This is a genomic window from Pseudoblastomonas marina, assembly GCF_034374265.1.
GTDB lineage: Bacteria > Pseudomonadota > Alphaproteobacteria > Sphingomonadales > Sphingomonadaceae > Alteriqipengyuania_A > Alteriqipengyuania_A marina.
In genome coordinates this window covers 116,146-133,976 of the sequence record NZ_CP139718.1, presented here as the reverse complement: position 1 = coordinate 133,976, position 17,831 = coordinate 116,146, and the positions used below count along the sequence as shown (strand labels likewise).

The 17,831-nt window shown below is 66.4% G+C and carries 18 protein-coding genes and 1 tRNA gene; 9 read left to right on the top strand and 10 right to left on the bottom strand.

Annotation, left to right across the window (positions count from 1 at the left end; all coding sequences use genetic code 11):
* Positions 1-51 precede the first annotated feature (51 nt).
* Together tig and T8S45_RS00635 are read right to left on the bottom strand one after the other, a co-directional pair.
* Complete coding sequence (gene tig / locus T8S45_RS00640) at positions 52-1,650, bottom strand: trigger factor (protein ID WP_322294286.1); 1,599 nt, start codon at positions 1,648-1,650, stop codon at positions 52-54.
* An 84-nt stretch (positions 1,651-1,734) separates the two neighbouring features.
* Positions 1,735-1,819: transfer RNA gene (locus tag T8S45_RS00635), tRNA-Leu, on the bottom strand.
* A gap of 135 nt (positions 1,820-1,954) precedes the next feature.
* Between T8S45_RS00635 and T8S45_RS00630 the strand changes: the two genes are divergently transcribed.
* Positions 1,955-2,146, top strand: a complete 192-nt coding sequence (locus T8S45_RS00630) for a hypothetical protein (RefSeq protein WP_188641189.1) — start codon at positions 1,955-1,957, stop codon at positions 2,144-2,146.
* Positions 2,147-2,161: 15 nt separating this feature from the next.
* On the opposite strand, the gene sppA is transcribed toward T8S45_RS00630, so the two are convergent.
* Positions 2,162-4,045, bottom strand: coding sequence for a signal peptide peptidase SppA (gene sppA, locus T8S45_RS00625; protein ID WP_322294285.1), 1,884 nt, complete (start codon positions 4,043-4,045; stop codon positions 2,162-2,164).
* A gap of 85 nt (positions 4,046-4,130) precedes the next feature.
* Here sppA and T8S45_RS00620 point away from each other — a divergent pair, with 85 nt between their 5' ends.
* A complete protein-coding gene (locus T8S45_RS00620) occupies positions 4,131-5,135 on the top strand; it encodes an aspartate carbamoyltransferase catalytic subunit (RefSeq protein WP_322294284.1) in 1,005 nt (334 codons plus the stop codon).
* On the top strand, positions 5,132-6,346 hold the full coding sequence (locus T8S45_RS00615) for a dihydroorotase (RefSeq protein ID WP_322294283.1): 1,215 nt from the start codon (positions 5,132-5,134) through the stop codon (positions 6,344-6,346). Before T8S45_RS00620 ends, T8S45_RS00615 begins: the two co-directional genes overlap by 4 nt.
* 83 nt (positions 6,347-6,429) lie before the next feature.
* On the opposite strand, the gene T8S45_RS00610 is transcribed toward T8S45_RS00615, so the two are convergent.
* From T8S45_RS00610 to T8S45_RS00600, 3 genes are read right to left on the bottom strand one after another with little or no spacing between them, the layout of a single operon-like run.
* A complete protein-coding gene (locus T8S45_RS00610; RefSeq protein ID WP_322294282.1) occupies positions 6,430-7,701 on the bottom strand; it encodes an SPOR domain-containing protein in 1,272 nt (423 codons plus the stop codon).
* A 13-nt stretch (positions 7,702-7,714) separates the two neighbouring features.
* The gene (locus T8S45_RS00605) at positions 7,715-8,266 is read right to left on the bottom strand and encodes a hypothetical protein (protein ID WP_188641184.1); all 552 of its coding nucleotides are present in this window, start codon (positions 8,264-8,266) and stop codon (positions 7,715-7,717) included.
* Between the two features lie 16 nt (positions 8,267-8,282).
* A complete protein-coding gene (locus tag T8S45_RS00600; protein WP_229658048.1) occupies positions 8,283-8,996 on the bottom strand; it encodes a nucleotide-binding protein in 714 nt (237 codons plus the stop codon).
* A 236-nt stretch (positions 8,997-9,232) separates the two neighbouring features.
* Here T8S45_RS00600 and T8S45_RS00595 point away from each other — a divergent pair, with 236 nt between their 5' ends.
* From T8S45_RS00595 to bfr, 4 genes are all read left to right on the top strand, one after another.
* Positions 9,233-10,327 carry an SPOR domain-containing protein gene (locus T8S45_RS00595; protein WP_322294281.1) on the top strand — a complete coding sequence of 365 codons (1,095 nt, stop codon included), beginning with the start codon at positions 9,233-9,235 and terminating at the stop codon, positions 10,325-10,327.
* Positions 10,328-10,411: 84 nt separating this feature from the next.
* The gene (locus tag T8S45_RS00590) at positions 10,412-11,698 is read left to right on the top strand and encodes a DUF418 domain-containing protein (protein ID WP_322294280.1); all 1,287 of its coding nucleotides are present in this window, start codon (positions 10,412-10,414) and stop codon (positions 11,696-11,698) included.
* A 67-nt stretch (positions 11,699-11,765) separates the two neighbouring features.
* A complete protein-coding gene (locus T8S45_RS00585) occupies positions 11,766-11,957 on the top strand; it encodes a (2Fe-2S)-binding protein (RefSeq protein WP_322294279.1) in 192 nt (63 codons plus the stop codon).
* A 127-nt stretch (positions 11,958-12,084) separates the two neighbouring features.
* Positions 12,085-12,576 (top strand): bacterioferritin, encoded by a 492-nt coding sequence (gene bfr, locus T8S45_RS00580; RefSeq protein WP_188641179.1) that lies wholly within the window; start codon positions 12,085-12,087, stop codon positions 12,574-12,576.
* Here bfr and T8S45_RS00575 read toward each other — a convergent pair.
* The 3 genes from T8S45_RS00575 to der all read right to left on the bottom strand — a co-directional run bounded on the left by T8S45_RS00575 (position 12,573) and on the right by der (position 15,035).
* Positions 12,573-13,058 (bottom strand): MgtC/SapB family protein, encoded by a 486-nt coding sequence (locus tag T8S45_RS00575; RefSeq protein ID WP_188641178.1) that lies wholly within the window; start codon positions 13,056-13,058, stop codon positions 12,573-12,575. The two genes, bfr and T8S45_RS00575, sit on opposite strands and share 4 nt — an antisense overlap.
* 64 nt (positions 13,059-13,122) lie before the next feature.
* Positions 13,123-13,647: a DUF2721 domain-containing protein gene (locus T8S45_RS00570; RefSeq protein ID WP_188641177.1), complete on the bottom strand. Its 525-nt coding sequence runs from the start codon at positions 13,645-13,647 to the stop codon at positions 13,123-13,125.
* Positions 13,647-15,035 (bottom strand): ribosome biogenesis GTPase Der, encoded by a 1,389-nt coding sequence (der, locus tag T8S45_RS00565; protein ID WP_322294278.1) that lies wholly within the window; start codon positions 15,033-15,035, stop codon positions 13,647-13,649. The genes T8S45_RS00570 and der overlap by 1 nt, the downstream gene beginning before the upstream one ends.
* A 79-nt stretch (positions 15,036-15,114) precedes the next feature.
* Here der and rarD point away from each other — a divergent pair, with 79 nt between their 5' ends.
* Positions 15,115-16,026, top strand: coding sequence for an EamA family transporter RarD (gene rarD, locus T8S45_RS00560; RefSeq protein WP_322294277.1), 912 nt, complete (start codon positions 15,115-15,117; stop codon positions 16,024-16,026).
* On the opposite strand, the gene pyrC is transcribed toward rarD, so the two are convergent.
* Positions 16,023-17,060, bottom strand: a complete 1,038-nt coding sequence (gene pyrC, locus T8S45_RS00555; RefSeq protein ID WP_322294276.1) for a dihydroorotase — start codon at positions 17,058-17,060, stop codon at positions 16,023-16,025. The genes rarD and pyrC overlap by 4 nt on opposite strands.
* Positions 17,061-17,099: 39 nt before the next feature.
* Between pyrC and ygfZ the strand changes: the two genes are divergently transcribed.
* Positions 17,100-17,831 (top strand): CAF17-like 4Fe-4S cluster assembly/insertion protein YgfZ, encoded by a 732-nt coding sequence (gene ygfZ, locus T8S45_RS00550; protein WP_322294275.1) that lies wholly within the window; start codon positions 17,100-17,102, stop codon positions 17,829-17,831.

Genomic DNA, 17,831 nt, shown 5'->3' with positions numbered 1-17,831 from the left:
CCGGGCCCGCCATCGCGAGCCCGGCCATCCGTTGTTCGTGGCAAAGCCGCCTTACTTCTTCTTGGCGGGAGCCTTCTTGGCCGCGGCTTTCTTGGCCGCGTCTTTCTTGGCCGGGGCCTTCTTGGCGGCCGGCTTCTTGTCGCCGTCCTTCTTGACGGCGGACTTCTTCGCCGGAGCTTTCTTCGCAGCAGCCTTCTTGGCCGGGGCCTTCTTTTCGTCCCCGTCCTTCTTGGTATCCTTCTTGGCAGCCGCCTTCTTCGCCGGAGCCTTCTTGGCGGCCTTCTTCTTGGGCGCCTTCTTGGCCTTTTCCGCCTCGGCTTCCTCGTCCGCCTCGATTGCGGCTTCGAGTTCCTCGCGGGTGACTTCCTTCTCGGTCACGTCGGCCTTGTCGAACAGGAAGTCGACGACCTTGTCCTCATAGAGCGGGGCGCGCAGCTGGGCGGCGGCCATCGGCTCCTGCTGGATGTATTCGACGAAACGCTGGCGATCTTCCTGGCGGTATTGCTGGGCCGCCTGCTGGATCAGCATCTGCATTTCCTGGTTGGTCACCTCGACGCCGTTGGCCTGCCCGATTTCGGACAGCAGCAGGCCGAGGCGAACGCGGCGTTCGGCGATGTGACGGTAATCGTCCTTCTCGGCCTCGATTTCCTTCATCGCGGCGGCCGGGTCTTCTTCCTTCTGCGCTTCCTGCTGGAGCTGGGCCCAGATCTGGTCGAACTCGGCGTCGACCATGCCCTGCGGCACGTCGAAATCGTGGTCGCCGGCAAGCTTGTCGAGCAGGCCGCGCTTCATCGCGGTACGCGTGAGGCCGGCGTGCCGCTGCTCGAGCTGGCCCTTGATCAGGTCCTTGAGCTGCTGGAGGCTTTCGAGACCCATCGACTTGGCGAAATCATCGTCGAGCTCGCCTTCGTCCTCGACCTTGACCGCCTGCACGGTGACGTCGAATTCGGCGTCCTTACCGGCAAGGTGATCGGCCTGGTAATCCTTCGGGAAGGTGACCTTGACGGTCTTTTCGTCGCCGGCCTTCACGCCGGTCAGCTGGTCTTCGAAGCCGGGGATGAACGTGCCCGAACCGATCACCAGCGGCGCGCCCTCGGCGGCCCCGCCTTCGAACGCTTCGCCGTCGATCTTGCCGACGAAGTCAATCACGACCTGGTCGCCTTCCTTGGCCTTCCGGCTCTTGGCGGCATCCTTGTAACGCTTCTGGCCCGAGGCGATGCGGTTCAGTTCTTCCATCACCTCTTCGTCGCTCACCGGCACGATCAGCCTGTCGAGCTTGAGGCCCTCGACCTTGGGCGTGTCGATTTCGGGCAGGACCTCGACTTCGACGGTGAGCTGGGCGTCCTTGCCCTGCTCGTAACTCTCGTCGAAATCGACCTTGGGCTGCATCGCCGGGCGCAGCTGCTTGCCGCTGATGACCGAATCGACCGCTTCGCGCACCGCCTTGTTTAGCGCGTCGCCATGGAGCGCATCGCCGTGCATCTTGCGGACGAGGTTGGCCGGCACCTTGCCGGGGCGGAAGCCGGGCATCTTCACCTGCGGCGCAATCGCCTTGACTTCGGCATCGATGCGGCTCTCGATCGCATCGGCGGGAATGGTGATCGCGTAAGCGCGCTTGAGGCCTTCATTGGTCGTTTCGACGATTTGCATCAGGTAACTGCCTTCAATCTTCAAAGTTCGCATGGATGCGGGTGATCTGCCCGGGTCCTGCGCAGCGGAAATCCATGGCGGCACTGGTGCGGGCGAAGGGACTCGAACCCCCACATCTTTCGATACTGGTACCTAAAACCAGCGCGTCTACCAGTTCCGCCACGCCCGCAAAAACAGACCGAGCCGGATATAAGCCGCGCCCCCTAACGGAAGGGGCGGTAAAGGGCAAGCGGGGAGCGCGGGCACGCGCCGGGAACACGGCGGATGATCGAGCCGTTTGAGCGATTGAAAAGGAGACGCCGCCATGGCCAGTATCCCACCCGATCCAACACCCGAAGAAACACCGGCGCGCCCGGACCAGGCTCCGAACGAAACCCCGCCGCCGGAAACCCCGCACGAAGCACCGCCGGATCGCATCCCGCACGAGATCGAGCCGCTCCAGCCCGATACCGACAATCCCGATTACACCGGCCCCGAAATCCTGCCGCCCGACTGAACCGGCTTCCGCGCGCTAGCGCAGATAGCTTGCCAGCCGGGTCCAGAACCCGCCTTCGTCGGCGATCGGGCGTGCGGCCACGCCGGCCTCGCATTCGAGGCACAGCGCCTGCATCCCTGCCGCCCCGCCTACCAGCCGCTCCATCCGCACAGAGGCGAGCTGGAGGGCCAGCTTGCGACGCTGCGCAGCGTAGGAGATCACGTCGCGCGCGACGGCATCGGTCCCCCGCTCGTCACGGGTCAGCTGTTCGATCAGCGTCCCGAATTGCTGGCGCTCGGTGCCGAGATAGCGGGCATGCCATTCGCCCTCGCCGAGCTCGGCGGCTTCGGCGGCATAGGCCAGCGCGGTGTTGAGCCCGCCCATCGCATCGACCAACCCGTTCTGTCGCGCAGCGACGCCGGACCAGACCCTGCCTTGGCCGACCGTGTCGACCCGCGCCGGGTCCCAGCCGCGGTTCTCCGCCACGATACCGACGAAGCGGGCATAGCCGGCCTCGATATTGGCCTGGATGATGCGATCGATTTCGGGCGTGAACCCTGCGATCGGATCGGGCTGGCCCGAGAGCGGCGTAGTGCGCACGCCATCGGTGTAGACGTCGTAATCGGCGAGGAAATCCTCGAAGGTGGGAATGATGCCGAAGATCCCGATTGAGCCGGTGATGGTCCCCGGCTCGGCGAAGATGCGATCGGCCGGGGTCGATACCCAGTAACCGCCCGAGGCGGCGACGTTGGCCATCGATACCACGATCGGGATGTCCTTCGCCTTCACCCGCAACAGCGCGCGCCGGATCGCATCCGACGCGGTCACCGACCCGCCGGGCGAATCGACCCGCAGCACCAGCGCGGCGAGATCGTCGTCGGTCGCTGCCTCGTCGATCAGGTCGGCAATCCGGTCGCCCCCGGCGGTGCCGGGTCCGGCATCGCCGTCGACGATTTCCCCGGCGACCGTGACCACCGCGATCGGTCTACCGGGCTCGTCTACCGAGCGATTGGCATCGTAGGTATCGAAATCGGTATGGGCAAAGGCCCCCGCGCTCTCGTCCCAGCGCGATTCGCCGACCTTATCGGCTATATATTCGCCGAATTCCTCCCAGCTGCCGAGCTTGTCGACGAGGCCGGCGTCGAGCGCGGCCTGCGCGGTGTCGCCATTGGCACCCTCGATCCACTCGGCCGGGGCGGAAGTGATGCGTTCGATCTGCATGTCGGGCCGCGCGCGGACGACCTCCTGGCGGTAGAGCTCCCAGAGATCGTCGTAGAGCGCTTGGCGCGCGGCGAGGCTTTCGGGCGAGGCGCGCTGCTGCGAAAAGGGTTCGACCGCGTCCTTGAACGTCCCGACCTTGTAGACGCGCACATTGATGTTCAAGCGGTCTAGCAACCCACCGAAATAGAGCCCCTCGCCCCCCGGCCCGGCGATCAGCGCCGCCCCCAGCGGATCGAGCCAGACCTCGTCGGCATGGGCGGCGAGCAGCATCGAATCGTCGGTATAGAACAGCGAATGGACGTAGACCGGCTTGCCGGCTTCACTCGCCGCTTCGAGCGCCGCGCCGATTTCCTGCATGTGGACGAAGCCGCCGCCGAGGAAGCGCGACAGGTCGAGCACCACGGCCTTGATCCGGTCGTCCTCGGCCGCATCCTCGATCGAGGCCACGAGATCGCGCGCGCGATATTCGGTGACCAGTTCGCCGGGCGCGAAAATCGCCTCGAACGGGTCGATCGGCGAAGGTTCTTCGACCACCACGCCGTCGAGCTGCAGGAACAGCGCGCCGTCCCTGACCGCCTCCGCACTCGGCCGCATCGTCAGCACCGCGTAAAGCAGCGCGAAGAACAGCAGCATGAAGATGAGCACCAGCCCGTCCTTGATCCCGACGAGCAGCTTCCAGACCTTGCGTGCGAATACCATGCGCCCTGCCTAACGCGCACCTGCCCCCGCGCAAGGGCGAAACCGCTTGAGCGTACGATACGGCTCGACTAGGGGCTTGGCTTTAATGACAGCTTCGGAAGAAATGCGCCGCTCCCGTTACCCTGCGGGATCGCTGGCCTTCCCGCACGGGTCGTTGCTCGGCATCGCCGGGCTCGAGCGGCACGAGATCCTGTTCCTGCTCGACGAGTCGGAGCGATACGTCGCGCTCAATCGCGAGGCGAAGAAGCATTCGGACGCGCTGTCCGGGCTCACGATCATCAACGCCTTCTTCGAGAATTCGACCCGCACGCTGCTCAGTTTCGAGATCGCGGGCAAGCGATTGGGCGCCGACGTGGTCAACATGCATGCCGCGCAAAGCTCGGTGAAGAAGGGCGAGACGCTGATCGACACGGCGGTTACGCTCAACGCGATGCGCGCCGATGCGATCGTGATCCGCCACGGCAGTTCTGGCGCGGTCCAGCTGATCGACGAAAAGGTCGATTGCCCGGTATTGAATGCCGGTGACGGCAGCCACGAACATCCGACCCAGGCACTGCTCGACGCGCTGACGCTGCGCCACGCGATGGGGATCGCCAGCGGCGAGGCGCTCGACGGCGTGAAGGTCGCGATCTGCGGCGACATCCTCCATAGCCGCGTCGCGCGCTCGAACATGATGTGCCTCACCGCGCTCGGTGCGCGGGTCCGCGCCTGCGCCCCGCCCGCATTGATGCCCGCCAATGTCGAGGCGCTGGGCGGCGAACCCTTCCACGATTTCGACGCCGCGCTCGACGGGGTCGACGCGGTGATGATGCTGCGCGTCCAGAACGAACGGATGGAGGGACAGTATCTCGCCTCGACCGCCGAGTACCGCCATCTCTACGGGCTCACCGCGAAGCGGCTCGACACCTGTGCGCCCGAAGCCTGGATCATGCATCCCGGACCCATGAACCGCGGGGTCGAGATCGACAGCGACGTCGCCGAACGCGAGAAATCGCTGATCACCAAGCAGGTCGAGATGGGGGTCGCGATCCGCATGGCCTGCCTCGACGTGCTGACCCGCAAGGCGCGCGGGCTGGAGGGCTGGGCATGACCGACCTGTCGATCACCAATGCACGGCTCGTGCTCCCATCCGGGGAGATTGCCACCGGCTCGGTGCGCTGTGCGGGCGACCGGATCGAATCCGTCGGCGATTGCGATCCGACCGACGAAGCGATCGACGCCAAGGGCGCGTTGCTCGCCCCCGCGCTCGTCGATCTCGGCGTGTTCGCGGTCGACAAGCCGGCTTGCCATTTCGGCGGGATCGCGCGCGTCGGCCTGATGCCCGACGGCGAGATGCTCGATGCGCCCGCGCCGGTGCGGTTCGCCGCGCGCAGCGGCAAGCCCGACCTGTGGGTCCATCCGATCGCCGCCGCCACCAGCGGGCTCGAAGGCAGCCGGCTGACCGAACTCGCGCTGATGCGCGAGGCTGGCGCGCGCGCGGTCGCGACCGGTCGCAAGTGGATCGCCGACAGCGGGACCATGCTGCGCGTGATGCAAGCCTGCGCGATGCTCGACCTGACCTGTATCGTCGCCACGGAGGATGGTGGCCTCGCAGGCGACGCGGTCGCCACCAGCGGCGCGATCGCGACGCGATTCGGGCTCGCGAGCGCCCCCGCCGAGGCCGAAGCGCTGGCGATCGCGCGCGACCTGATGCTGGCCGAGATGAGCGGCGCGCGGGTGCATTTCCGCCAGGTCACGACCGCCCGCGGGCTCGACATGGTGCGGCGCGCCAAGGCCGACGGGCTGACCGTCACTGCCGGGGTCAGCCCGGCCTATTTCATGCTCTCCGACCTCGCGGTGGCCGATTTCCGGACCTTTGCACGGCTCTCTCCTCCGCTGCGGAGCGAGGACGACCGTCAGGCCGTGCGCGCGGCGATCGGCGATGGGACGGTGGACGTGATCTGCTCGAGCCACGATCCGCACGGGAGCGAGGCCAAGCGGCTTCCCTTCGCCGATGCAGCGCCGGGCATGGCGGGCGCCGAGACACTGCTGCCGCTCACGCTCTCGCTGGTGCGGGACGGGGTGATCGATCTCGGCCGCGCGTTCGAGCTGGTTTCGACCAACCCGGCGCGATTGCTCGGCGTCGCGGCGGGCACGCTTGCCGAGGGACAGGCCGCCGACCTAGTGCTGGTCGATCCCGACAGGCCGTGGATCGTCGACAGCGGCAAGATGCGCGCCGCGGCGGGCAACACACCGTTCGATCGACAGGGCGTCGAGGGACGTGCCGAAGCCCTGTTCAAGGGTGGCAAGCGGATCGTCTGAGACGCGCCCTGACGCGAACAGGGCGCCCGGTTTCCCGCGCGCCCTGCTGCACCCAATAACGTTTACCTGGTTTCGCGCGGCCCTCAGCGGCGGGCGCGCACCGGCCCGCCCGCACCGCCACCGCCGCGCGGATCGGCATAGGCGAGGCAGCCTTCGCCGTTCTGCTTGACGGCGCTGCACATCGACTGCGCGCCCGAACGGTCGAAACCGGCGGCCTGGACACGGTAATAGAGCTTGCCACGCACCTTGGCGGGCGTAATCACGCGCTCGAACGCTTCGAGCTCGGGATTGCGCGCGAGATAGATGTTCCACGCCTTTTCGGCGCGCGCGCGGCTGGTGAAGCTGCCGAGCTGGATCACGTGCGAACCGCTCGCGACGGCCTTCGGAGCCGAACGAGCCGCCGGAGCGCGCGCGAGATCGGTCCGCGGCGCGGCGACCGACCGGGGGGCGATCGCCTGGACCACCGGGTTGGAAACGTAACTGCTGCGCGGTGCGCTCGGTGCTGCAGCCGCTACGACAGGTGCCGGACGCGGCGTCTCGGCTCGGGCTTCAACGCCCACCGGGGCGGCCTGAGCGACCTCGAGAGAAGCATCCGAAATGTCTTCGCGGGCGAATTGCACTGCGTCTTCGTAATTGCGCAAGGCGAGCTGCTGCGGCTGGCCTGGATCGGCCACCACCGGCACGTCGATCAGCGCGGCGACGCGGTGGCGGACGAGGTCGGGACGCGCGGTCTGCGCCCATTGCGCCATCCGCTTGCCGACCTGGTCGGCCGGTACGTCTTCCGCGGCCATGAGGCGCGCTTCGCGCCATTGGCCGGCGAGCGCATAGCTGTAAGCGAGGTTCTGGCGCAGCTTGGCGGTGCTGCCGCCGGTGCGCAGCGCGGATGTGAGGATCTGGATCCCGCCGCGCGGATCGCCCGCCAGCGAGACGGCGAGGCCGAGATCGCCCGCCGGGATCTTGTCGCGGTTGGCGGCGAGCACCTTGAGCGCTTCGTCGCCCTTGCCGCCGCCGATCTTGGCGAGTGCGAGGCTCAGCGCGGTGCGGGCGCTATCGTCACCGAGCGCGCGCGCGTCCTCGTAGGAGGTCGCGGCGGCTTCGAACCGACCGGCCTGGAGATAGGCATTGCCGAGCACCGCGCGGTAGCCGGCATCGCGCGGGCTCGCGAGCACCGCGGCTTCGGCCGAATCGATCGCGCCGTTGGTCTGGCCCTTGGCCATCATCTGCTTGGCGTCTGCGGCGCTGACCTGCGACGGAGCGGGCTTGTCACCCATCGTGCAACCGGCAAGCAGCACGAAGGAGAGCACGCCGGTTACGGCGTTGCGCATCGCGGCACGGCTGGTGGTCTGGGTTTTCATCCGACTTCCCCGGTCAGTTCGAACGTTGCCGCTCACCCACCTTGGCGGCGAGTTCGGCGATTTCGTCATGCGCATCGAGATAGGCATCGAGCGCGTGGGTGATCAGCGCCTGCGCGCTGCAATCCTCGAGCGTGCAGGCGAGCCGCAGCTTGAGATGGCGTTCCGGATCGATCCGCAGCGTGAAGGCCGCCTTGCGTCCCTGGGCGATCGCCTTGCGGCGTGGTTTGGTTTCCGCCGCGGGATTTTCGACCTTGGCGGCGACGTCCTCGCGCTGGCGCACCACCGCGGGCTTGCCCGGCACGAGCGGCGTTTCGACCGGCTCGCGCGCTTCGAAGGCGATCACTTCGGCCTTGGGCCGTTCGTCGTGCCGGTCATCCTGGCAGTCTTCCGGGCTATCGTCGCCCATGTCGTTCCAGCCGAGATCGTCCTGCGGATCGCGCAGCGGGGCCTGGCCGTGCAGTTCGTGAGCGTTGAGCGGCTGGACCTGCGGACGCATGGCCGGCTTGGCCGCACCCTTGCGGGCGAGCAATGTCGGCGAAAGCGAGGCGAAGCTGGCTTCGGGCATGGCTATGTCGTCTCCCTCAGGATCCGGCCACGCGGCGACCGAAGCCTCCGCCATGGGCGCCCGGGCGGGGCTGGCCGTGGACCTGCGAAATGCCGCTCGGGGCGGCGAAGACCGTGCGACGGAAATTCTTCTCAAGACGATCGGCGACATAACGCCACAGCGCCGTGATCTCGGCCGAGGAGCGCCCTTCGGGATCGACTTCCATCACCGTGCGGCCATCGATCATCGAGGCAGCGAAATCGGTGCGATGGTGGACCGTAATCGGCGCGACCGTGCCGTGCTGCGACAGCGCGACCGCGGCTTCGGACGTGATCTTGGCCTTCGGCGTCGCGCCGTTGACGACGAACACCAGCGGCTTGCCCGCGCGCTCGCACAGATCGACCGTGGCGCCGACGGCACGCAGATCGTGCGGGCTCGGGCGGGTCGGCACGACGATCAGTTCGGCGACCGAGATCACCGACTGGATCGCCATGGTGATGGCGGGCGGCGTGTCGATCACCGCGAGCTTGAAGCCCTGCTGGCGCAGGATCTGGAGATCGTTGGCGAGCCGCGCGACGGTGGTCTGCGCAAAGGCCGGAAGTTCGGCCTCGCGCTCGTTCCACCAATCGGCGAGCGAACCCTGCGGATCGATATCGATGAGCACGACCGGGCCGGCGCCCGCGCGCTGGGCCTGGACGGCGAGGTGTCCGGAAAGGGTCGTCTTGCCCGATCCGCCCTTCTGCGATGCCATGGCTAGAACACGCAAAGCCTATGTCCCCCTAAGAACGAAATTGGTTGTCACACCGGAGGGATCGCAGAACGGTCCTAATTTCGGGTTAACACCTGCCCGCCCGAACCGCAGAGTGGCGCGTCGACGGTCATGCGGGATTCACGTGGCAAAGCATACGTGTTATGGCTGAAACACCATTAACCGCCACGGCCCGCAGGATCGCAGGCCCGCGAGGCGGGATCGGGAGGGGCATTGCTATGAAACGATCGACGGCATGGATCGCGCTGGCGCTTGCGGGGGTATCGGCAAGCGCGCTGTCGGCACCGCTTTTCGCGCAGGATGCGGTGATCACCAGCGGCAATGGCGCTGGCGTCGAGGCCGCCGCCCGCGGTGATTTCGAAACCGCCGTCAAGGCCTGGCGTCCGCTTGCCGCTGCAGGCGATGCAGATGCCCAGTACAATCTCGCCCAAGCCTACAAGTTCGGTCGCGGGGTCGATACCGACCTTGCCGAGGCCGAACGGCTCTATGGCCTCGCCGCCCGCCAGGGCCATTGGCGCGCGGCCGACAATTACGGGCTGCTGCTGTTCCACCGCGGGGCCAAGGCCGAAGCGCTGCCGTTCCTCGAACAGGCGGCGCTGCGCGGCGATGCCCGCGCGCAATATCTTTACGGCCTGTCGCTGTTCAACGGCGAGCTGGTCGAGAAGGACTGGGTCCGCGGCTACGCGCTGATGACGCTGGCGCAGAATGCCGGGCTCGACCAAGCGACACGCGCACGGGCGCAGATGGACCAGTACATCCCGCTCGAGCAGCGTCGCCGCGGGGTTGCGCTGTCGACCGAGCTCGCCGCGGACGCCGAAGCGCGCCGCCAGCAACTCGCCGATGCTGCCGATTATGGCGTCGCACCGGGACAGGTTGCCGCGGTGACGCCAACGCCGGTTCCTGCTCCTGCTCCTGCTCCGACCCAGCTGCCGCGCGGCATTCCGCCACAGGCGGGCGCCGACTACACCCTGCCGAGCGCGACCCAGCAGGCCGAGGCTTCACCGCCCCCCGCAGTTCGGACCGATCCGGCACCGCGCACCGTGACCCCGCCGCCGCGCGAGCCCGCCCCGGCCCAGGCCGCGATGACGGGACCGTGGAAGATCCAGCTCGGTGCCTTCTCGATCGCCAGCGGGGCCGATCGCTTGTGGGACCGGCTCTCGGGCAATCCCGCGCTCGCAGGCGCGCAGAAAGTGGTCGAACGCGCAGGGGGGCTCACCCGTCTCAAAGCGGGTGGCTTTGCCAGCCGCTCGGCCGCGCAGGCGGCGTGCAACAGCCTCAAGGCCTCGGGCCAGGACTGCCTCGTCACCCGCTAGCGACGCGGCTCCTCCGCCGATCGACCAACCGCGCTAGGCGCGCGTCGCGTTTTGCGGCATGATCGCGTGCGGACAGGGGGACTCATGACCGATACCGACAACAGCGCCGCCGCCGCGCCCGACCAGCAAGAAGTCGCTCCGATCAACGAGGCCGGCGGCCGGATCGGCAGCCTCGATTTCATTCGCGGCCTCGCGGTGATGGGTATCCTCGTCGCCAATATCGTCGCCTTCGGGCAGCCGTTCTCGGCCTATATGTGGCCCGAGGGCTTCCTCGTGCCCGACGGCGATCCGGGCGGCTGGCAGTGGATCGTCCAGTTCGTGGCCATCGACAGCAAGATGCGCGGGCTCTTCAGCCTGTTGTTCGGCGCCGGCATGGTGTTGTTCATGGAAAAGGCGTGGGCGCGCGGGGCCACCCGCTGGCTCCAGTTCCGCCGCCTATGCTGGCTGCTGCTGTTCGGATTGCTGCACTTCTTCCTGCTGTGGCAGGGCGATATCCTCGCGCTCTACGCGATGTGCGGCACGCTGGTGCTGCTGACCCTGAAGTGGAAACCCAAGACGAAGATCGTCACCGCGCTGCTGGTCTACGTGATCGGTTCGCTGCTGTGGGCGTCGAGTTTCGCCTTCATGTACGCGGTAGCCGAAACGCCGTTCGGCGATCGCCCCGAAATGGCGGACAGCATCGATGGCGTCATCGCCGCCAAGTCCGATCCGCTGGCCGACGAAGCGATCGAGAACCCGCTCAAGCAGGACGGCACCTATGCCGAGCTGGTCGAGCACAGGCTGACCGAGCACACCTTCGATCCCTTCAGCTTTTTCCTCCTGGTCTCGGTCGAGACGATCCCGCTGATGCTGCTGGGCGCGGCGCTGTTCCAGCTGGGCATGTTCAGTGGCGGGATGGATCCCGGCCGGATGAGGGTCTGGGGCTGGACGGGGGTGATCGCGGGCAGCGCATTGACGCTGGCGATCGCGCTCTGGGTGAAGTCGGTCGGGTTCAGTTATTTCAGCACCATGTTCGCCTTCATCGGCGCCTCGATGCTGCCGCGCCTGCCGGTCATCCTTGGGCTCGCCGCGCTGCTCGCCCTGTGGGGAGCGGGCAAGAAGGGCTGGCTGGGCGAACGCGTGGTGGCCACCGGCCGCATGGCCTTCTCGAATTATCTCGGCACCTCTTTCGTCCTGCTGTTCGTCTTCTCCCCCTGGGCACTCGACCTGTTCGGCGTGCTCAACCGCCCGCAGCTCTATCTCGTCGTGCTCGCGGTATGGGTGCTTATGCTGCTGTGGTCGAAGCCGTGGCTTGAGCGGTTCCGCTACGGCCCGCTCGAATGGCTGTGGCGGTGCTTGACCTATGGTCGGATGTTCGCACTCAGACGCTAAGGTTGCTATTGATAATCGGTCGCACTAATACGGTTCATGCGAATCAATCGCAGGAGCTCGCGCCCACATGTATATCTGCATCTGCAACGCCATCCGCGAAGCCGACCTTCGCCGCGTCGCGCGCCGTTGCCCGGGCAATGCCGAGGCCTGCTATGGCGCGATGGGTAAGCAGCCCAGCTGCGGCACCTGTCTCGACCGCGCCGAAGATATCGTGCTCGAGGAGCGCGAAGCGGCGTTCGAGAAACTCTCCGCCGCCTGAGTTCCAACGCTACTGACAATCGCTCGCAAATGGCGGATTTCCGCCCTTTTTTGTGGTGCGCGCCCTTGCCCGACTCGGTCGCGAGGCGCATGGAGGGGGCCTTCCTCCTCCTAGTGGACGACACGACATGCAGGGCGATCCCAAGATCATCGAGTTCCTCAACAAGGCACTCACCAACGAGCTGACCGCGATCAACCAGTACTGGTTGCACTACCGCGTGCTGCACGATTGGGGCGTGACCACGCTCGCCGAATACGAGCGCCACGAGTCGATCGACGAAATGAAACATGCGGACATCCTGGCCGAGCGCGTATTGTTCCTAGGCGGTCTCCCTAATTTCCAGGCGCTCCACAGCCTCAAGGTCGGCGAGACGGTCGAGGAGATCCTCAAGGCCGACCTCGCGATGGAGAACGAGGCCATCCCGCTGCTGCGCGACGCGATCGAAGCGTGCGAAGAAGCGCGCGATTTCGTCAGCCGCGAAATCTTCGTGCGCATCCTCGAAAGCGAAGAGGAGCACGTCGACTTCCTCGAGACCCAGTTCGACATGATCGCGCGCATGGGCCTCGAAAACTACGTCCAGTTGCAGAGCAAGCCGGCCGGCGACGGCGGCGAGGGCTAGTCCCGCTTATCCTCGTCAAGCTTGCGATCGGGGCCGAAAAGCCGTCCCTCCACGATTCGCAGGAAGGTGAGCATCACCAGGCTGATGATCGTGCCTATGACGACCACCGGCCACAGTGCAGCACCGCAAGCGATGCCGATCACGCTCGCCAGCCAGAGATGGGCGGCCGTGGTGATGTTGTGGAGCTTGCCCTTGCTGAAGACGATCAGTCCCGCACCGACGATACCGATGAAGGCCCCGATGGCCTCGAACAAGCGCAAGGGATCGGCGCGGGCACCGTCGAGCTGGTAATAGAGGGCTAGCATCGCCACCGTGGTTCCGGCCGCCGAAAAGCACACCAGCCCGTGGGTCCGCATGCCCGCGGCGTGTCCGCGCAACTCCCGGTCCAGCCCGAGCAGCAGTCCGAGAACCGCGGCCACGCCGAGGCGGAGGACGACTTCCCAGTTGAAGTATTCGAGTTCGGATACCGGGTTGAGTTCCATCGCTCGATGAAATGCGCGGCGCGCGCGATAGTTTCGGCTTACTGACGGTCCGAGCGCCGTCCGTTCAGTCGCTGCGCTTTTCCGCCTTCTTTCGCAGGATCGCCCGACTCTGCCTGCGGCGTTCGTGCGCGCTGCCGGTGGCGAGCCGGGTCTCGAGCAGGAACAGCACCAGCCCGACCATCAGCAGCCCCATGGTGACGATCCAGGCCACCGCGGTCACCGTCCCGATCTGCGGGCGGATGAAGGCCGAAACGAACAGTAGCGCGACCACCACGCAGATTGTCAGCGCCGAGGCGGTCGAGAACATCACCGCACGCTGGGCATAGACGCGGCGCTGTTGCAGCACCGGGATTTCCTCGCCCAATCGCCCGCCCTCGCCCGAATCGAGCACGCGTTCGATGTCCTCGATGCGCGTCGCGATCCAGATCAGGCGGCTGGTCATGACGTTCATCACCGCACCGATCGCCGCGAGAAGGAACACCGGCGCCAAGCTCAACTGAACTATCTGCTGCACGCGCGAGGTGCTCGCGGTGCGTTCGAGCAGTTCGCCCGCAAGGCTAGGATCGGCGGCGAGGAGCAGATCGAGCATCAATCGTCCTGGTATGGGTTTTTGGGGCTACGCAGGTTGACGCGAACGGGCACGCCTTCGAGCCCGAAGGTCTTGCGGATGCCGTTGACGAGATAGCGCTCGTAGCTGGTCGGCAGCATGTCGAGGCGGGTGCCGAAGACCACGAAGCGCGGCGGGCGGGTGGCGGCCTGGGTGATGTAGCGCAGCTTGATCCGGCGGCCCTTGGGCGCAGGCGGCGGATTGTTCATCAGCGCATCGTCGAACCAGCGGTTGAGCGCCGCGGTCGGCACGCGCTTCGACCAGGTCTCGCGTAGTTCGAATGCCGCGCCGATCATCTGGTCGAGCCCCTTGCCGGTGATCGCCGAGACCGAGAACACCGGCAGGCCCTTCACCTGCGCCAGCCCTTCGCTCAGCGCCTCCTTGATCCCGTTGAACAGGCTGGAGGGTTCTTCGGCGATATCCCACTTGTTGATCGCGATCATCAGTGCGCGGCCTTCCTCGATCGCCATCGCCGCGATCTTGAGATCCTGGTGCTCGAGCCCCTGCGTCGCGTCGAGCAGCAGCACGACCACCTCGGCAAAATCGACCGCGCGGCGCGCATCGGCGACCGACAGCTTTTCGAGCTTTTCGACCACCTTGGCTTTCTTGCGCATGCCGGCGGTGTCGATCAGCTTGATCTCGCGCGCCTCGCCGGTCTTGGGATCGGTCCATTCCCAGTCCACCGCGATCGAATCGCGCGTAACCCCGGCTTCGGGCCCGGTCAGCAGGCGGTCTTCTTCAAGAAGACGGTTGATCAGCGTCGATTTGCCCGCATTGGGGCGTCCCACGATCGCGAGCTTGAGCGGGCCGAGCGGCGGGTCCTCGCCGTCTTCGCCTTCCCATTCGGGCGTGTCTTCGGGCTGCTTGAACTCGATATGCGGGCGCAGGGCGTCGAACAGGTCGGCCACGCCGGTACCGTGCTCGGCCGAAAGCGGCACCGGATCGCCGAGACCGAGCGCGAAGCTCTCATAGATTCCGCCCTCGGCTGCGCGCCCTTCGGCCTTGTTGGCGACCACGATCACGGGCACTTCCTGCTCGCGCAGCCAATTGCCGATCTCCTCGTCGAGCGGCGAGAGCCCGGCACGCGCATCGATCACGAACAGCGCGGCGTCGGCGCCTTCGAGCGCGGCCATGGTCTGCTGGCGCATCCGGCCCGACAGCGTCTTGATGTTCTCGTCTTCCCACCCGGCGGTATCGACGATTTGGAAATCGAGCCCGAGCAGGCTCGCATCGCCGAACCGGCGATCGCGGGTGACGCCCGGCTGGTCGTCGACCAGTGCGAGCTTCTTGCCCACCAGCCGGTTGAACAGCGTGGACTTTCCGACATTCGGGCGGCCGACGATCACGACGGTAGGGAGCGGATTGGGCATGGTGTCCGCGCAATTGGGCGTTCGAGCGGCGAATGGCAAGTTGCTTGCTGTAAGGAGGTCGCGCGACTACGGGCCGCGCATGACGACGCCTCCCACCCCCGAAGCCAAGCCGTCCGGCCTTGCCGCGGCCATCGGCGCCTATACGCTGTGGGGGCTGATGCCGCTCTACCTGCTGACGGTGAAGACGGTGCCTCCGGTAGAATTCGTCGGCTGGCGCATCCTCTGGACGATCCCGCTGTGTTTCGTGATCCTCGTCTTTCGCAAGCAGATGGGCGAATTCCTCGCGATCTTCCGCAACCGGCGCGCGCTGCTCGTCCTCGCCGCCGCGGCTACCCTCGTGGCGACCAACTGGGTGGTCTACGTGCTCGCGATCCAGCGCGGCAATCTCTACGCTGCGAGCCTCGGCTATTACATCAACCCGCTGGTCAACGTGTTCCTCGGCACGGTCGTGCTCGGCGAGAAGATGAGCCGCATGCTGTGGGTCGCGGTCGTGCTGGCCGGGATCGGTGTCGCGATCCTGCTCGGCGGGGCGCTGACGACGCTCTGGATCAGCCTGACGCTGGCATTGAGCTTCGGGACCTACGGGCTGCTCAAGAAGACCGTGCAGGCGGGCGCCGTGCCCGGATTGACGATGGAGACCGTGCTGCTCGCCGCGCCCGCTGCCGCGACCTGCTGGTGGTTCGCGCAATCACCGACGGGATCGAGTTTCACCCAGAGCGTCGAGCTGTCGGCGCTGATCATGCTCGGCGGGGCCTGGACCGCGATCCCGCTGCTGCTGTTCGCGATCGCGGCGCGACGGATGGATTATTCGGTGCTCGGCTTCATCCAGTTCCTCGCCCCGACCATGGTCTTCATCCTCGGCCTGACCGTGTTCGACGAGCCATTGAAGCCGGTTCAGCTCGCGAGCTTCGGCTTCATCTGGGCGGCGCTGGCGCTGTTCGTATGGGAATTGTGGCGCGGAAAGCGTCGCGCCAGGCCGACCGCGACCTAACCCTCGAAGGTCCAGCCGAGCGTTTCGCCCGCGTGGAACGGAACGACCGGCGTACCCGCCGCGTCGACGCAATCGGGCACGACATGCTCAGTGCGGCGAAGCGTCACCGTGTCGGTGTTTCGCGGCAGGCCGTAAAAGTCCGGCCCGTAATAGCTGGCGAAGCCCTCGAACCGGTCGAGCGCGCCTTCCTCGTCGAACACCGTGACATAGCTTTCCAGCGCGAAGGGTGCGTTGAATATCCCCGCACAGCCGCAGGCGCTCTCCTTCGCCGCCCGATCGTGCGGCGCGCTGTCGGTGCCGAGGAAGAACTTGGGCGAACCCGAAATAGCCGCGGCGCGCAGCGCCAGCCGGTGCAGTTCGCGCTTGGCGACCGGCAGGCAATAGGCATGCGGCCTGATCCCGCCGACCAGCATCGCATTACGGTTTATGTGAAGGTGCTGCGGCGTGATCGTCGCCGCGACGTCGGACCCGGCCTGCGTAACGAAATCGACCGCCTGCGCGGTGGTGATATGCTCGAAAACCACCTTGAGATCCGGGAGATCGGCGATCAGCGGGGTAAGGATGCGGTCGATGAACTCGGCCTCGCGGTCGAACACGTCTACTTCGCTCTCGGTGACCTCGCCATGGACGCACAATACCATGCCGATCTCGGCCATCCGCTCGAGCACGCCGCGGATATTGGCGACATCGGTCACGCCGTGGGCCGAATTGGTGGTAGCGTTGGCGGGATAGAGCTTGGCCGCGGTGAACACGCCGTCGGCGAACCCTTGCGCGATATCTTCGGCATCGGTGTCGTCGGTAAGATAGCATGTCATCAGCGGGGTGAAGTCAAAGCCCCGGGGCAGCGCGGCCATTATCCGTGCGCGATAGTCGCGCGCTGCCGCGGTGGTCGTGACCGGCGGCGCGAGGTTGGGCATCACGATCGCGCGGGCGAACTGGCGCGCGGTGTAGGGCAGCACGCCGCGTAGCATGTCGCCATCGCGCAAGTGCAAATGCCAATCGTCGGGACGGGAGATCGTAATACTGTCGCTCATCGGGGTTCGCTTAGCGGCGAGCGCCCCTATATTCCAGACATGACCCTGCTTTCAGACCGCGCCATCATCACGATCACTCCGACTTCGGAGGACGAGGATGCCGTCGGCTTCCTCCAGGGACTCGTCACCAACGATGTCTCTGGTGGCGACTCCCCCGGCCTGCCGACCTATGCGGGCCTGCTGACTCCGCAAGGCAAGACCATCGCGGGCTTCATCGCCTGGCGTGACGGAAATAAGCTGCTGCTCGACTGCGAACGCAACAGTGCGGCGAAGTTGGTGAAGCGGCTTTCGCTCTATCGCCTGCGGCGCAAGATCGCGATCGAGCTCGACGAAAACCTCGCAGTGCATTGGCGGCGCGACGGCAGTGACGGCGCTGCCGACCCGCGCCTCCGAGCGCTGGGCAGCCGCTGGATTGCGCCTCCCGGTAGCGCCGGCGACTCGACCGCAGGCTATCACGCCCATCGCCTGTCGCTCGGCGTCGCCGAGACGGCCGAGGAAATCGGCGATCTGCTGTGGCTCGAGACCAATGCCGCCGAACTGAACGGCGTCTCCTTCACGAAGGGCTGTTTCATCGGGCAGGAGAACACCGCGCGGATGAACTGGCGACAGAAGGTCAACCGGCGCCTGGTGGTAGTCCCGCTTGACCGATCGGAGGAAAAGCGCCGGCGGGTGGCATATCCCGAACACGGGCTCGCGGTCGACCATTTGCGCGTCGCCGATATCGACCCCGAACTGCTGCCCGATTGGCTGCGCGAAGCGGTCGCAAGCTAA

Excerpts from the sequence above, each read along its gene's own strand:
- bfr (WP_188641179.1), top strand. The coding sequence starts at position 12,085 with ATGCAGGGCGATCCCAAGATCATCGAGTTCCTCAACAAGGCACTCACC.
- T8S45_RS00575 (WP_188641178.1), bottom strand. The coding sequence starts at position 13,058 with ATGGAACTCAACCCGGTATCCGAACTCGAATACTTCAACTGGGAAGTC.
- ygfZ (WP_322294275.1), top strand. The coding sequence starts at position 17,100 with ATGACCCTGCTTTCAGACCGCGCCATCATCACGATCACTCCGACTTCG.
- T8S45_RS00605 (WP_188641184.1), bottom strand. The coding sequence starts at position 8,266 with ATGCCCGAAGCCAGCTTCGCCTCGCTTTCGCCGACATTGCTCGCCCGC.
- pyrC (WP_322294276.1), bottom strand. The coding sequence starts at position 17,060 with ATGAGCGACAGTATTACGATCTCCCGTCCCGACGATTGGCATTTGCAC.
- tig (WP_322294286.1), bottom strand. The coding sequence starts at position 1,650 with ATGCAAATCGTCGAAACGACCAATGAAGGCCTCAAGCGCGCTTACGCG.
- T8S45_RS00620 (WP_322294284.1), top strand. The coding sequence starts at position 4,131 with ATGACAGCTTCGGAAGAAATGCGCCGCTCCCGTTACCCTGCGGGATCG.
- T8S45_RS00595 (WP_322294281.1), top strand. The coding sequence starts at position 9,233 with ATGAAACGATCGACGGCATGGATCGCGCTGGCGCTTGCGGGGGTATCG.
- sppA (WP_322294285.1), bottom strand. The coding sequence starts at position 4,045 with ATGGTATTCGCACGCAAGGTCTGGAAGCTGCTCGTCGGGATCAAGGAC.
- T8S45_RS00610 (WP_322294282.1), bottom strand. The coding sequence starts at position 7,701 with ATGAAAACCCAGACCACCAGCCGTGCCGCGATGCGCAACGCCGTAACC.
- T8S45_RS00570 (WP_188641177.1), bottom strand. The coding sequence starts at position 13,647 with ATGCTCGATCTGCTCCTCGCCGCCGATCCTAGCCTTGCGGGCGAACTG.
- T8S45_RS00630 (WP_188641189.1), top strand. The coding sequence starts at position 1,955 with ATGGCCAGTATCCCACCCGATCCAACACCCGAAGAAACACCGGCGCGC.
- T8S45_RS00615 (WP_322294283.1), top strand. The coding sequence starts at position 5,132 with ATGACCGACCTGTCGATCACCAATGCACGGCTCGTGCTCCCATCCGGG.
- T8S45_RS00600 (WP_229658048.1), bottom strand. The coding sequence starts at position 8,996 with ATGGCATCGCAGAAGGGCGGATCGGGCAAGACGACCCTTTCCGGACAC.
- der (WP_322294278.1), bottom strand. The coding sequence starts at position 15,035 with ATGCCCAATCCGCTCCCTACCGTCGTGATCGTCGGCCGCCCGAATGTC.
- T8S45_RS00585 (WP_322294279.1), top strand. The coding sequence starts at position 11,766 with ATGTATATCTGCATCTGCAACGCCATCCGCGAAGCCGACCTTCGCCGC.
- rarD (WP_322294277.1), top strand. The coding sequence starts at position 15,115 with ATGACGACGCCTCCCACCCCCGAAGCCAAGCCGTCCGGCCTTGCCGCG.
- T8S45_RS00590 (WP_322294280.1), top strand. The coding sequence starts at position 10,412 with ATGACCGATACCGACAACAGCGCCGCCGCCGCGCCCGACCAGCAAGAA.